Consider the following 13,236-nt stretch of genomic DNA (forward strand, 5'->3'; position numbering starts at 1 on the left):
CTTAATATATAATACGTATTTTTTTGCAAGATGTTTCAAAAAATTTTAGTCAAATTTTCGATATTTGTCTCAAAACAGCAATCCTTGAAAATACTTTCTAGGTCAAAGGATTACTTCCAGAAAAGCGGATGTTGGTGGTATTTCTTCTCCAACATCCGCTTTTCTCTAGAGAAAAGTCTAAAAACTAATAATTTGATAAAGTAAAACAAGAACTATGAAGGAACTCATCAAACGCAACATTTTAAATTTTCTCATCATTTTTTCCTTTTCTTATTTATTTGATAATATGTTATAATAAAAGAATGATAATTGCAACTGTCATACTGCTTGATGGGCACAATTTCTGGAATTATTCTACATATTTTCTAGTATACAGAAAGAAAATACTAATTATGAGACAATTTGACAATAATTTTACAAAAATTAATCATGTCATGAGTACTGTTTTTAAAAAATTGCGGTCAACTCGCAATTACACACTTGAAGATGCTGCTGATGAGGGAATTTCAATTTCTCAGCTTTCCAGTTTTGAACAGGGGAAAACGAGGTTATCAGCTCCAGCCTTATTTACTGCACTTCAAAATATTAATGTGAATACCTATGAATTTCAATATGCTTGCAATAAAAGACTTGAGCAAAAAGACATCCTGCTATTCAATACGGAAGTTACAAACGCCTACATGGATGACAGTGTTCCAAAACTCAAAATTCTTTTGAAATCTGTCCAAGATGAAATAAAATTGCACCCTAACAAAAAGAAGTTTAAATTTGATAAAATACGGGTTGAAGCTACTCTTTATTCTCCTGACTCTGACTACGAACCCGCGGAGGAAGATATCGCTTTTACCAAAAATTATTTAGTGAACCTCAGCAGCTGGGGTAATGAGGATATTCGACTTTTTAGTCAATGCCTTCCATTTTTTGATGTCAATGTGATAATTAACTTGACTGGGAAAATGACTGATTTGGTGAAGGTATCTCCTCAGCTTCACTACACACAACACGTCTTTATACAGACATTATTAAACATTGTCGACCGCTTTATAGAGTTGAGAGCTTTTGACAAAGCGCGCCATTATATTAATTATTTAGAAGATTATAAAATCCATGAGTACTACATGTATGAAAAACTGACTCTCATTTACAACAGAGCAAAGCTCAACTATCTTGAAGACGGTGACGATGAGTCTCTCAATACCATGAAACACTGTAAAGAGGTGATGGATTTCTGTGGTTGTCTTAAAACTGGACTCTTGATGGAAAATGAGATGGAAGAGTCGTTGGAGGAAAGAGGAGTTAAGGGAGTTGAAAAGCACGGTTCGCAATGAATCGTGCTTTTGAAATGAGCAGGTTTTATTTTTAAATTCTTCGAAGGTTCCGTAAGGCTGCGACGTTGAGCAGGTAGAGAAGGATAACAATTGCGAGCAGGACTGTCAGGTCTAGTCTTATCGAAGCGAGTCCAAGGCCTTGTTTTATCACTTTCTGGAGGGCGTCGACGCCGTAGTAGAGGGGCATGATGTGAGCGAGCCACTGCAGGGGGCGCGACATGGTGTCTATGCTGATGATTCCCGAAAAAAGAAACTGCGGGACGATGGCAATGGGGACGAATTGGATGAATTGGAATTCGCTTTTGGCCAAAGCTGAGAGCAGGAGACCGATGAGGAGCGCAATTAGGGCGATGAGAAGGTTAATTACAATCACCCAGGCAAAGTTCCCGAGGACGTTCATTTGCAGGACAAAGCGGGCCCAGAGGACGATGAGAATGGTCTGTGCAACTGCAAGCAGGCCGTAAGCCAGCGTGTAGCCGCTGATGATTTCGCTGCGCCTGACGGGGCTGATGAGCATGCGGACCAGTGTGCCGCTGCTGCGCTCATTGACCAGGGAGATGCCGGAAATGAGAAAGACGAAGAAAAAGACGAAGAAGCTGACAAGGACCGGCGCGAGGTTGTCAAATGGGCTGAGCTTGGAGTTTCCATAGAGATAACGGGTCTTAATTCTAAGACTAGAACCGCTGGAAATATCAAGAGACGCAAGTTTCCCAGCCAATGAGGAATCGCTTTGTAATGCTTTTCTGAGCGTGCTCTTGATGGATTGCTGAACCTTGCTTTGGGCCGCTTCTGCTTGTGTTTTCTGCAGCAGTGCCGTGATGATGCTGCCCACGTGCTGTGTGCTTCCCGTGTCCTTATTGGAGAAAGTCAGATGAACTGCCTTATCGCGAATGTCCAGGATTGCTGTCAGGTTTTTGCTATTCATTGTCTGACGGCTGCTGTTCTTGACTTTGACAAGTTTTAGCTCTTCAGAGCTTTTCAGTGCTGTCGTTAAGCTTGTGCTGCCGGGTTCGCTGACAAGACCGATGCGGTAGGTCTGGCCAGACGGGATTTGCAGCAGCAGGTACAGCAGACTGAGGATGACCAGCGGGGCGACAAAAAGCAGGACGAGACTGCGTTTATCGCTGCGCCGCTGGAGGAGGATTCGTTTGAAAATGGCTCGAGTTCTCAATTTGCTGCCTCCACTTGAATTTCTCCGGCTTTCAGCTCTTGACCGGCTTTGATAAACGCATCTTCGATGCTTTGGACGGCGTATTTTTTCTTAATCTCGCTGGGACTTCCCTGCGCAACGAAGCGACCGTCTCGCAGCAGCAAGACCTTGTCACACTTTTCAGCCTCATCCATGACATGCGTCGTGATAAGAATTGACTTATCCTGAGTCGCCTGTAAACGCAGTTCTTTCCATATCTCCCGGCGAAGTTCCGGGTCAATGCCGACGGTCGGCTCGTCCAGCAGAATCAGCGGTGCATCGGTCTGCAGAGCAATGGCCAGTGACAGCCTTCGTTTCATGCCTCCGGAATAATTGCTGAGCGTTTTATTCAGGTGCTCGGTAAGATTGACAGTTTCCGCAGCTTTGTCTAATCTGCTTTTCAATTCTTCCTTGGGAATACCTTGCAGGGCGCCGAAAAATTCCAGGTTCTGACGACCGGTTAATTCGGTGAAAAGTGCGTCTGACTGCGCCATGAAGCCTATTTTTGTCAAAATTTCGCGATTGGGAATCTGCTTATCAAAAATGGTCACTTTACCTGTGTCTGTCTTGACCATGCCGAGCAAGGCATTGATAAAAGTTGATTTTCCGGCACCTGAGGGACCGATTAATCCGACAATTTCGCCTGATTGCAGGTTTAAAGACAAGTTATCTAGAATTGTCGTTTTATCAGACTTCTTGCGTCCAAAACTGACGGTCAGATTTTGGACAGAAACTGCTGTTTTCATCTTTATCTCCTATAATTGAATTCGGTGTGACGACTTCACATTCTTCGTGGGATGGTAATATATGACTGAGATTTTCACGGCCTGAGGCTTTTCTGCAGGAAGTCAGTCACCACAGTGATTTCTGTTTCTAGGTCGGGCGCTTGAGAATCCAGCAGCATTCTCCCGAAATAACCCGCCATTGTGCTCAGAACAAGCTGGAAAATCATGTCATTCGGCAGGTTCACCATTTTTCCTTCGTTTTTGAATTTTGTAAAAACTGGAAAGATAAATTCTGCCAGATTTGTCATGAACACGGACTTGACGTATTCTTTCAGTTTTTCATCAAATAGCAGCTGTCCGACCATCAGCTTAAGGACTTGTGCATTGTCGCGGATAAATGTCAGACGGTCATGCACGATTTGTCTAATAAAATCTTCGAAATTTTGATTTTTTGGAGACGAAACAATCGTTTCTGTCAAAAATTCATCTTTAACGGACTGTATGGTTTGAAAAAGCGGCGTTAAAACAGCCGCCAGCAAAGCTTCTTTGTTAGGGAATTTTTTGTAGACAAGGCCGGTTGAAACGCCTGCCCGCTCGGCAATCTGCTGGGTGGACGTTGCCTCAAATCCCTGCTCTGAAAACAGGTCCAGCGAGGCTTGCAGGATTTGCTTCTGCTTGTCGGTTAGGTCTGGGATTTGCGCGAGCTGCTGCTGGTATAGGGTGGAAATTTTTTGTTCTGTCATGCTTTTTGTATTTTTCTGTTTGTTTAATTTTTTGAGTGAGTGAGCGTTCACTTACTATGGTTAGTATAAAATAAAATCCTCACAATTGCAAGGATTATGTTATTTACTCTTTGCAGATAGTTTAAAACTAATCCAAAATTTTGAAACAAATTCCACCTTTCTACGTATAAATAGATAAGGGGAGATAAGCCCCTATCTTAGTAAAATACATAGAATGGGAAATATGGTTAAGAAAACAGCAAAAGAAATAATCCACGCCAAGGGAGTGGATATTGCAATTTATACCAACAACTTCCAAGATGAGTTTTTGTCATTGACGGATATTGCAAAGTATAAGAGCGACTCGCCTGCAGATCTTGTCAAGAACTGGCTGCGCCAAAAGGACGTGATTCAATTTTTAGGATTGTGGGAAAAACTCCATAATGAGAGTTTTAAACTGGTCGAATTCGACCAGTTTAAAAACAACGCAGGTTTGAATTCTTTCACTTTGTCTCCAAAGAAATGGATTGAGAAAACCAATGCCATAGGTATGGTCTCTAAATCAGGACGCTACGGCGGAACCTTTGCACACAGCGATATCGCCTTTGAATTTGCCTCATGGATTTCAGCTGAATTCAAGCTCTATATCATCAAAGACTATCAGCGTTTAAAGCAAGATGAGAATAGCCGCCTTTCCTTAAACTGGACACTTCATCGAGAAATATCAAAACTCAACTACAAAATCCACACAGAGGCAATCAAGAAACATATCACTCCAAAATTACTTACTCCAAAGCAGATTTCTTTTACTTACGCTGATGAAGCTGACGTGCTCAATGTCTCTATATTCGGATTAACTGCTAAAGAATGGCGGAGAGCCAATCCGTCTGCCAAAGGCAACATTAGGGACGAAGCAACACTTAACCAGCTGTTAGTTTTAGCAAACATGGAAAGTTATAATGCCGCTCTAATCGAGCAAAATAAAACACAATCTGAACGCCTGCAACTGCTTAATACGCTGGCAATCCGGCAACTCGAAACAATTGAGCAAATCAGTACTGATACAATTAAAGGACTTGAAAATCCAGTTAAATGATTTTCTCTGCTTCCTTTTTTAAGCACATGACTTCGGTATCGCTCAGAACTCGATATTCTCCGAGTTTCAGGTTTTCGTCCAGCTTCAAATCGCCCATGCGCAGTCTCTTCAGGTAGAGAACGTACATATCCACGGCCTCAAACATGCGTTTTACCTGGTGAAATTTCCCCTCGTGAATGATAACGCGGATGTCGCTGGCTGTGCCGAGCTGCGTGTCTGAGTTTTCATAGATTTTGTCAATGAAAAGCTCGGCAGGACGTGCGCTTTCTCCGTTTTTCAGGGTGAGGCCTGCAGCAAACGCCGCCGCAGTCTCCGCGGTCACGCGCCCGTCAATGTGCGCGAAGTATTCTTTTTCGACGTGTTTTTTCGGCTGGGTCAGGTCATGTCCCAGTGCACCGTCATTGGTCAGGATTAGTAGGCCTTCCGTGTTTTTGTCCAGGCGGCCGACGGGGAAAATGTCTGCGCGAAAGTCTTTTTCGTCTAATAATTCTAAGACAGTTTTATCGAGTTTATCCTTGGTTGCTGAGACGAAACCTGCTGGTTTGTTCAGCATGTAATAGTAGAATTCCTGGTACTGCAGGACTTGGCCGTCATATCGGACTTCTGCGGAGTTTTTGTCGACTTGGAATTTTCCGTCCTGGATGATTTCGTTTCTGACAGTGATTTTTTTCTTTTTTAGGAGGATTTTCACTTCAGAGCGCGAGCCTAGGCCGCAGGCTGCTAGAAATTTGTCTAATCTCATGTTTTCTATTTTATCAAAAACTGGGCATTTTTCCAGCTAAAAATCGCAAGATTTGCTTTGACTTTTGCTGGTGAAATTAATATAATTAACCAAAAAGGAGATTTTTATGGCTCAATTTAAAGTTGCTCTCTACTCAGACGGGGCGGTGCTTCCGGACATGGTCGCGATGAAGGAGAAGGGCTATGTGACCGGTTTCACGACGAATCCTTCGCTGATGAAGGCGGCGGGCGTGACGGACTATATCGGGTTTGCCAAGGAGGCGCTGGCTGCGCTTCCGGGTATGCCGATTTCTTTCGAGGTTTTCGCGGACAATTTGCCGGACATGGAGAAAGAGGCTGTGAAAATTGCCTCTCTGGGAGAAAATGTCTATGTCAAGATTCCGATTATGACGACCGATGAGACGTCAACTCTCCCGCTTATCAAGACGCTGTCAGCTAAAGGTCTCAAGCTCAATATCACGGCTTTAATGACTGAAGAGCAGGTCGCCGGCGCTGTTGAGGCTTTGGCGCCTGGCACTGATAATCTGATTTCGATTTTTGTCGGGCGGATTGCTGATGTGGGGCGTGACCCGATTCCGCTGGTGAAGCGGACGGTTGAGCTTTGTAAGTCTAAGCCTGGCACTAAGTCGCTCTGGGCTTCGACGCGCGAGTTCTACAATATTCTCCAGGCGGATGAATATGGGATTGATGTGATTACGGTACCGCCGACGGTGCTTGAGAAGTTTAAGAATTTCGGCCGGAGTTCTTATGATTTGTCGCATGATACGGTGCTGGCTTTTAAGAAGGATATTGATAGTTTGGGGTTGTCGATTCTGTGAAAGTCCAAGTCTTGGATAAATGCTATTTCCATTCGGCTTATCGTTAGCAGAAGGAAGCAATCTAGCTTAAACAAAGAAAAGCTGTCACATTTTCGGCAGCTTTTCTTTTTGGTTATATTTCGTTGTGCATTAGGAAGTCCCAGATTTTCATGTGTTTTACACCGTCTTGTTCAAAATCTCGGTCGTCCTGCTGATGACGTATTTGGGGAAATTGTCGAGTATTTCGCGGTAAACGCCGGATTCTCGTTCTTGGGTTTCTTTTGTTTTTAGGAGATAGCTGAAAAACGATAAGATTAAATCGAGAGGGCAGACGCTGATTCTTTTCCTAAATTGCGGGAAGAGCTGATTTCTTCCATTTCATGAAGCTGAAAAGTACCGGAAAATCAAAATTAGTTCTAACTGTGTCATTTCGCTTCTCCCACTTTATAAGTCGCCCGACTTTTTCACCAGTTCCCAGACAGCTTCAAAGCGCATCTGAAAGTCTTCGTCCCATTGCGGAGCAATCATTGCGCGGTGAAAACAATGCCTCAAATCCAGTCAATATGAAGCTGTCGGATTTTATCCGTGTGAGCCTTTCTGAGATTGAGCACAATAAAAATGTTATTAATCCGGGCGCATCAAAGCTTTTACGACTGCTAGGAAAATTTGCGCCACTCGCAATCAGAAATCGTGTTTTTCAGGCAACGATTAAGACTTCTTTTGGAGAATAAAGACTTCTTGGCTTGTTTGACCTGATATTTTTCACTTTTCAGATTCTTCCGCCTTCCTGAAAATCTCCTTGGCAACAAATACTGCATTAAGCACGCGCGGAAAACCGACATAAGGCACACAGTGGATAAAAGTCTCCACAATCTCTGCCTTGGTCAATCCGACATTGAGCGATGCTTGAATATGTACACGGAGCTGATTTTCTGTTCCGCCCTGTGTTAAGAGACTTGTAATGGTAATCATTTCCCGCTGCTTCAGGTCCAGAACGCCGCGGTCATAAATCGTACCGAAAGCGAATTCCAGCATGATTGTACCCAGGTCAGGTGCGATATTCTTCAGGCTTTCGACCACTTGTGCGCCTCCGTCACCGTCAATTTCTGCGAGGTTTTTCAGTCCTTTTTCAAGTTTGTTCATTTTTATAATTTTTTCCTTTCTTGTGGTAAAATGATTATAAACTATCAAGTGCACTTGAAGGCAAGCGATAAATGACTAAAACTTATAAAATTTCTGAAATTTCACAGCTAACCGGGTTGTCTTCTGCGACTTTGCGCTATTACGAAGATATAAAACTGCTCAAACCGCAGCGGGCGGAGAATAATTACAGAGTCTTTACCGAGGACGATCTCCGTTGGATTGAGTTCATTCATCGGGCAAAAGCTACTGGGATGACGCTCGTTAAAATCGTTGAGTACTCTCGGCTTCGGGAAATGGGTGACAGCACGATTACTCAGCGAATCTCTCTTCTTTCTGAACAGGAGGTCGTTTTACGCGAAAAAATTCAGGAATTGGACGATCATCTGGGTTTTATTTCAAAAAAGAAGCAGGTTTATTTCGAGCAGTTAGAGAAACTGAAGTAAAATGATGCCAAACCAATGTATTGTCTCTAATAGTTGGTTATGATATGATAGAAGCATGTTAACACAAGAATTTGAAACAATCGCAGCTATTTCCACTCCACTGGGCGAGGGAGCGATTTCTATCGTTCGTTTATCGGGTGCAGAGGCTGTGAATATTGCTGCTCAGGTCTTCCGCGGTGGAGCGGATTTGACACAGGCGGACAGCCACACGATTCACTACGGACACATCCAAGACGGCGAGGAGCTGATTGACGAGGTCATGGTCAGCGTTTTTCGGGCGCCGAAGACTTTCACGCGCGAGGATATTGTGGAGATTAACAGCCACGGCGGAATTGCGGTGACGCAGGAGATTCTGCAGCTTCTGCTGCGCTCTGGCGCTCGGATGGCGGAGCCTGGCGAGTTTACAAAGCGGGCCTTTTTGAATGGGCGGATTGACCTGGCCCAGGCCGAGTCTGTGATGGATATTGTGCGGGCGAAGACGGATGCGGCGGCTTCTGTCGCGGTTCGGCAGCTTGACGGGAGTCTGTCCAGCCTGATTACGGGGATTCGGCAGGAAATCATCGAGACGCTGGCGCAGGTCGAGGTCAACATTGATTATCCGGAGTACGACGACGTCGAAGAGGCAACTTCTGAGCTGCTGCTGACTCGGATTGGACATTTTCGCGAGCTGTTATCGGATTTGCTGAAGACGGCGAAGCGCGGGAAAATTCTCCGAGAGGGCTTGAAAACAGCGATTATCGGCCGGCCGAATGTCGGCAAGTCCTCACTCCTGAATGCCCTGCTGCGTGAAGACAAGGCCATTGTCACGGATATTGCAGGCACCACGCGCGACACCATCAGCGAGTTTGCGAATATCGGCGGCGTGCCGCTGGAGCTGATTGACACGGCGGGGATTCGCGAGACTGCCGACAAAGTCGAGGCAATCGGGGTCGAGCGCAGTCGTAAGGCCTTGTCCGAGGCAGATTTGGTGCTGCTGATTCTTGACGCTTCTGGCGAATTAACGCCCGAGGACCGGGCTTTGCTTGAACTTTCACAGCCATCGACACGGATTTTACTGCTGAATAAAACGGATTTGCCCCAGAAACTGGATGAAACCCAGTTACCAGATGGAGCAGAGTCGATTAAGATTTCTGCACTGAAAAATGAAAATCTTCAAGCGCTTGAAGAACAAATTCATCGCATTTTCTTCTCAGGCGAGATTGAAAGCCGAGATGCAACTGTTCTGTCAAATACACGGCATATTGCGCTGGTTGAGAATGCGCTGACCTGTTTGGACGAAGCCGAGAACGCATTGGCGGCTGGGATGCCGGTAGACCTGGCTCAGGTTAATCTGCGTGAGGCTTGGGAAAAGCTGGGTGAGATTGTGGGTGACACAGCACCGGATGCCCTGATTACTCAGCTTTTCAGCCAGTTCTGCCTGGGGAAATAATTCAAATTTTGCATTTAAATCTTAGTCTAATTTATTTCGTCGCATATCAACTTTAAAAGCTAATGGGTAAATAATAGTTATGATAACGGTAAATAAGCCAGCAATCATAAAAATATAGGGACTATTATTTTTATTGAATAAAGCAGAAAATAGTAAAATCCCGATTGGCGATAGCAGCTGAGCTCCTGTATTTAGTAAATTAAACACACGGCCTTGATATTTTGGCGGGATTTCTTTTGTCATCCATACGGTCATTGGGAGATTGACGAGAGTAATTCCTACTCCGGTTAATAAATTAAATAAACCAACGATAAAAATGTAATTTAGCTTCCCCATGTTAATAGATAGTGAAAATCCTAAAAGAGCAATTAATATCCCTATAAATCCTATTCCCCTCCAGGAACTGAAAATGGGAAACTTTAAATCGTTAGTGAAAGACAAGATGATGCTTGTTAATATCATCCCTAATGAAAAAATCGATTCAGTAATTCCGTATGTTGTGTTGGAAAAATGAAGTACACTGATTTGAATAAATGGCAGCCCAACATTAATCGCACCAAATATGAAATTAACCAGCATTGAAAAGAAGAGGACAAAAACTAATAGCTTTTGATTTTTGATAAATAAAAGTCCGCTGCTGAAAAGAGTTCGTATCGATGTATTTTCTGGTTTGTCATTCTCTGATTCAGTTTCGTTGAAGTGAAAGTTTACGGATGAAATAATCCAAATTGTTAGTAACTCTAGGAAAATTTCTATAATAATCAAGTACAGTAAGGGCAGCTTGTTAAATAATAAAGCTCCCATAATCGGTGAAAAGACTAAGATGATAGCAGATATAAGCTGTTGGATGGATTTGAGCTTTTGGATATCCTTTTCTGTGACTAAATTGATGATTGAAGCGGTAAAACCAGTTGTTAAAAATTGGTCAGATATTTTTAAAAATATTAGTAATATGTAGACGGGGAAAAGATTTATTCCTTTATCATGGAATATAAATATTCCAAAGATAAACAAGGCAACTATACTAAGTAGTTGTGCGTAAATAAGTATCTTTTTTTTATTATACTTGTCAACAAATGCACCAGTAACAGGTAAAAGAATCAGCGCAACCAATGGGCCGATAACTTGAGAAATCCCAAAGTTTAATGCTGAATTAGTTTCTTTAAGAATGAGAAGACCAATTATGAAAGTGAGGACAGAGCTTCCTATGTTCCCCGTAATGATACTTGCAACTATTTTAGTCATTTGCTTTTCTGATTGTTTCATATCGTATATTTATACTTTCTTTGTGGATTAAAATGATTGACTTTTCTAATAACTCATTATATACTTCTTTCACTAATAAGTAAAGGTAAAAGTTAAATACCGTTTGCTTCTAGCAAAATATATGAAAAATAAAAACATCAATTATCTTCTCGCTTCCAGAATTTTTCAGAATTTTCAGGCTCCATGTACCTGGTGGTTTACCCGCTTTTCATTCTCCGTCTCAGCGGTTCTTTAGCCTTATCCGGTCTATTTTTCATGCTGATTATGATACCGTGGATTGTGATGTCACCGGCTGTCGGTGTATGGATAGAAAAGAAATCCAAGAAAAGAATGATTGTTCTGGCGACTGCTGCTCTACTTGATTCAGTCCGTTTTTGTGTTTGCTGATGCTAAGCCGTCTCTGATTTTACTTGGAATATTCACAGCTGGTATCAGCTTTGTTTCAAAATTGTCGGACTTGACGACAAGAATTATGTTCTCTGAGATTGTTCCGAAAAATGAATTGGAAAAATACAACGGGATAAAGAGTGTGCTGGACAACATTGCCTCTTTTGGGGCGCCTGTCATTGGTTCAGCTTTCTACGGTATATGCGGTTTTGCTGTGTTTTCAATCATCAGTAGTTCGATACATTTTATCGCATTAATATTACTTGTACGTATTAATTATACACAGACGACAGAGTCTATGCCGTCGCGAAACAGCGGCTTTTTGAGCCAATTTAAGGATGGGCTTGTCTTTTTGTGGGAAAATAAGGCGGTTTTGAGACTTTCCATTTTGGCTGCGAGCTTGAATTTCTTTGTGGCTTCGTCTGGAAATATTACAAATCCTGGTATACTTATTCAAGAATACAGCATCTCAAGTCAGCTTTTTGGCTTTGTTGAGGTTGCATTCTCTCTGGGCGTCTTATTTTCTGGGGTGTTTATTGCCAAACATTCCAAAATCAACCTGCAGAAGAATATCCCGATTTTTTTAATTGTAAATAGTGTGATTATGATTGGCCTGGGTGTGTTCTCGTTCTTGATGTTTAATTTGCTTCATTCACTTTGTCTGGCTGTGTTCTTGATTCTCCAGATTGAGCTTGGTTTTGTGACGATTTTATTCAATGTGCCGATAATGTCTTTTTATCAGAGTCATGTTCCTAATGGATTTCAGGGAAGATTTTTCGCCTTGAGTTCATTCATCGGGAGTATTGCCATCTCGGTCGGAACGAGTTATGCCGGTTTCATTTCACAAAAACTGGATGCGGATTCGGCTTATATTTTTAATTATATTTGTGTGATTGTTATTGTAGTGGTGGTGATGTTCTGTGGAAAGCCTGATGGCTTAGAGTGATGGTTTTTCAACTGTGTCAGATTTTGGCACAGTTTTGCGCAGATTGACGTTAGAAAATAATTTGCTAAAAAAACAAGTTGGAATTGCGACGATTTACCCTTAAAAAGCCCGTTATGGCCGCAGAGAGCCAAGCGCCAACAGATGAGAAAACCACATCGCGTTATCAATGTGGTTTTTGTTTTTATTAAAATTTTTCTTGTTTCTCAAGAATTTTTTTATTTCAAATTTTAGTAAGTTCATGGAAGCACCTCTAATTTAAGAACAGGGGTGTTAATGATGATTATCAAAGTGAAAATCCTTGTACATCAACTGTAAGGTGGATTTTTTGTCTTACTTGATTTTAATCAGACTTACAGCAGTATCTGGTGTTGCCTGGTAAAAAGAGACAGTTAGAAGAGTTTTGTCCTTTAGAGTCAGAACGACCGTGCCGGAAATATCGCTGCCGAATAAGCTTAGGCTATAGCGTATATTCTTTGCTTCATTATCCTTCAGAATATTGCCTTCTTCGTCCTGAGCTGTGATGGTTAAAGTCGTGGGTGAGGAAGATTCGGACATGGTATTCCATGTACCACCTGTCGTGATACGATAGTCGCCTGCAGGAATTTGCTGTCCAACGAGATACATGCCGGGCCGCCTGAAAGTCAGGCTTTTTAGTGCTTTCAGATTGCTAGGTTTTAGGACAATCTTACTAGCTTTTGACAGACGAATCGTATCCGCAGATGTCAGATAGACCTGAGTTTTTTCGCCTCCTAAATTATTCAATCCTGCAAGAGGGAAAGAATCGACTTTACCTGACCGAAGATTAAATTCATAGAAGCCGCTGGCAATTCCTAAGTCTTTAACTGTGTGATTCTTGCCGTCACCAGTCAGTTGAACTGTCCTAGCGGGAGGATTTTTAAGACTTGTGAGAAAATCGCTTGAACTACTTTTTTGACGACCAAGCAGAAAGTAACCGCCGATAATCGCCAATAAGATGATGAAAAAAATAAAAGGAGCAGTTTTTCGTAGCTTATCTTGCATAATT

At 42.5% G+C, this 13,236-nt stretch carries 14 protein-coding genes; 7 read left to right on the forward strand and 7 right to left on the reverse strand.

Features of this window, described 5'->3' with window-relative positions:
• The first annotated feature begins 302 nt into the window (after positions 1-302).
• Positions 303-1,328, forward strand: a complete 1,026-nt coding sequence (locus tag ACYQ2E_RS04565; RefSeq protein WP_460016888.1) for an Rgg/GadR/MutR family transcriptional regulator — start codon at positions 303-305, stop codon at positions 1,326-1,328.
• Between the two features lie 31 nt (positions 1,329-1,359).
• Here the strand turns inward: ACYQ2E_RS04565 and ACYQ2E_RS04570 are convergent, their stop codons facing one another.
• The 3 genes from ACYQ2E_RS04570 to ACYQ2E_RS04580 all read right to left on the reverse strand — a co-directional run bounded on the left by ACYQ2E_RS04570 (position 1,360) and on the right by ACYQ2E_RS04580 (position 3,985).
• Positions 1,360-2,499 (reverse strand): ABC transporter permease, encoded by a 1,140-nt coding sequence (locus tag ACYQ2E_RS04570; RefSeq protein ID WP_460016889.1) that lies wholly within the window; start codon positions 2,497-2,499, stop codon positions 1,360-1,362.
• Entirely contained in the window at positions 2,496-3,263 is a 768-nt protein-coding gene (locus tag ACYQ2E_RS04575; protein ID WP_460016890.1) for an ABC transporter ATP-binding protein, read from the reverse strand. The genes ACYQ2E_RS04570 and ACYQ2E_RS04575 overlap by 4 nt, the downstream gene beginning before the upstream one ends.
• 74 nt (positions 3,264-3,337) lie before the next feature.
• Positions 3,338-3,985: a TetR/AcrR family transcriptional regulator gene (locus ACYQ2E_RS04580; protein ID WP_460016891.1), complete on the reverse strand. Its 648-nt coding sequence runs from the start codon at positions 3,983-3,985 to the stop codon at positions 3,338-3,340.
• Positions 3,986-4,208: 223 nt separating this feature from the next.
• Here ACYQ2E_RS04580 and ACYQ2E_RS04585 point away from each other — a divergent pair, with 223 nt between their 5' ends.
• Complete coding sequence (locus tag ACYQ2E_RS04585; protein ID WP_460016892.1) at positions 4,209-5,060, forward strand: KilA-N domain-containing protein; 852 nt, start codon at positions 4,209-4,211, stop codon at positions 5,058-5,060.
• On the opposite strand, the gene ACYQ2E_RS04590 is transcribed toward ACYQ2E_RS04585, so the two are convergent.
• On the reverse strand, positions 5,053-5,802 hold the full coding sequence (locus tag ACYQ2E_RS04590; protein WP_460016893.1) for a pseudouridine synthase: 750 nt from the start codon (positions 5,800-5,802) through the stop codon (positions 5,053-5,055). The genes ACYQ2E_RS04585 and ACYQ2E_RS04590 overlap by 8 nt on opposite strands.
• 106 nt (positions 5,803-5,908) lie before the next feature.
• Between ACYQ2E_RS04590 and ACYQ2E_RS04595 the strand changes: the two genes are divergently transcribed.
• Positions 5,909-6,619 (forward strand): transaldolase, encoded by a 711-nt coding sequence (locus tag ACYQ2E_RS04595; protein ID WP_460016894.1) that lies wholly within the window; start codon positions 5,909-5,911, stop codon positions 6,617-6,619.
• A 359-nt stretch (positions 6,620-6,978) separates the two neighbouring features.
• Positions 6,979-7,329, forward strand: coding sequence for a hypothetical protein (locus ACYQ2E_RS04600; RefSeq protein ID WP_460016895.1), 351 nt, complete (start codon positions 6,979-6,981; stop codon positions 7,327-7,329).
• A gap of 31 nt (positions 7,330-7,360) precedes the next feature.
• Here the strand turns inward: ACYQ2E_RS04600 and ACYQ2E_RS04605 are convergent, their stop codons facing one another.
• The gene (locus ACYQ2E_RS04605) at positions 7,361-7,741 is read right to left on the reverse strand and encodes a carboxymuconolactone decarboxylase family protein (protein ID WP_460016896.1); all 381 of its coding nucleotides are present in this window, start codon (positions 7,739-7,741) and stop codon (positions 7,361-7,363) included.
• Between the two features lie 71 nt (positions 7,742-7,812).
• Between ACYQ2E_RS04605 and ACYQ2E_RS04610 the strand changes: the two genes are divergently transcribed.
• The gene (locus tag ACYQ2E_RS04610; RefSeq protein WP_460016897.1) at positions 7,813-8,184 is read left to right on the forward strand and encodes a MerR family transcriptional regulator; all 372 of its coding nucleotides are present in this window, start codon (positions 7,813-7,815) and stop codon (positions 8,182-8,184) included.
• A gap of 55 nt (positions 8,185-8,239) precedes the next feature.
• Complete coding sequence (gene mnmE, locus ACYQ2E_RS04615; RefSeq protein WP_460016898.1) at positions 8,240-9,613, forward strand: tRNA uridine-5-carboxymethylaminomethyl(34) synthesis GTPase MnmE; 1,374 nt, start codon at positions 8,240-8,242, stop codon at positions 9,611-9,613.
• Between the two features lie 21 nt (positions 9,614-9,634).
• Here the strand turns inward: mnmE and ACYQ2E_RS04620 are convergent, their stop codons facing one another.
• On the reverse strand, positions 9,635-10,879 hold the full coding sequence (locus ACYQ2E_RS04620; protein ID WP_460016899.1) for an MFS transporter: 1,245 nt from the start codon (positions 10,877-10,879) through the stop codon (positions 9,635-9,637).
• A 334-nt stretch (positions 10,880-11,213) separates the two neighbouring features.
• On the opposite strand from ACYQ2E_RS04620, the gene ACYQ2E_RS04625 reads away from it, so the two are divergent.
• Complete coding sequence (locus ACYQ2E_RS04625; RefSeq protein ID WP_460016900.1) at positions 11,214-12,212, forward strand: MFS transporter; 999 nt, start codon at positions 11,214-11,216, stop codon at positions 12,210-12,212.
• A gap of 330 nt (positions 12,213-12,542) precedes the next feature.
• Here ACYQ2E_RS04625 and ACYQ2E_RS04630 read toward each other — a convergent pair whose 3' ends face one another.
• A complete protein-coding gene (locus tag ACYQ2E_RS04630; RefSeq protein ID WP_460016901.1) occupies positions 12,543-13,232 on the reverse strand; it encodes a hypothetical protein in 690 nt (229 codons plus the stop codon).
• Positions 13,233-13,236: the final 4 nt, after the last annotated feature.

Source organism: Lactovum odontotermitis (assembly GCF_054658595.1).

Excerpts from the sequence above, each read along its gene's own strand:
- ACYQ2E_RS04565 (WP_460016888.1), top strand. The coding sequence starts at position 303 with ATGATAATTGCAACTGTCATACTGCTTGATGGGCACAATTTCTGGAAT.
- ACYQ2E_RS04575 (WP_460016890.1), bottom strand. The coding sequence starts at position 3,263 with ATGAAAACAGCAGTTTCTGTCCAAAATCTGACCGTCAGTTTTGGACGC.
- ACYQ2E_RS04580 (WP_460016891.1), bottom strand. The coding sequence starts at position 3,985 with ATGACAGAACAAAAAATTTCCACCCTATACCAGCAGCAGCTCGCGCAA.
- ACYQ2E_RS04585 (WP_460016892.1), top strand. The coding sequence starts at position 4,209 with ATGGTTAAGAAAACAGCAAAAGAAATAATCCACGCCAAGGGAGTGGAT.
- ACYQ2E_RS04590 (WP_460016893.1), bottom strand. The coding sequence starts at position 5,802 with ATGAGATTAGACAAATTTCTAGCAGCCTGCGGCCTAGGCTCGCGCTCT.
- ACYQ2E_RS04595 (WP_460016894.1), top strand. The coding sequence starts at position 5,909 with ATGGCTCAATTTAAAGTTGCTCTCTACTCAGACGGGGCGGTGCTTCCG.
- ACYQ2E_RS04600 (WP_460016895.1), top strand. The coding sequence starts at position 6,979 with ATGAAGCTGAAAAGTACCGGAAAATCAAAATTAGTTCTAACTGTGTCA.
- ACYQ2E_RS04605 (WP_460016896.1), bottom strand. The coding sequence starts at position 7,741 with ATGAACAAACTTGAAAAAGGACTGAAAAACCTCGCAGAAATTGACGGT.
- ACYQ2E_RS04610 (WP_460016897.1), top strand. The coding sequence starts at position 7,813 with ATGACTAAAACTTATAAAATTTCTGAAATTTCACAGCTAACCGGGTTG.
- mnmE (WP_460016898.1), top strand. The coding sequence starts at position 8,240 with ATGTTAACACAAGAATTTGAAACAATCGCAGCTATTTCCACTCCACTG.
- ACYQ2E_RS04620 (WP_460016899.1), bottom strand. The coding sequence starts at position 10,879 with ATGAAACAATCAGAAAAGCAAATGACTAAAATAGTTGCAAGTATCATT.
- ACYQ2E_RS04630 (WP_460016901.1), bottom strand. The coding sequence starts at position 13,232 with ATGCAAGATAAGCTACGAAAAACTGCTCCTTTTATTTTTTTCATCATC.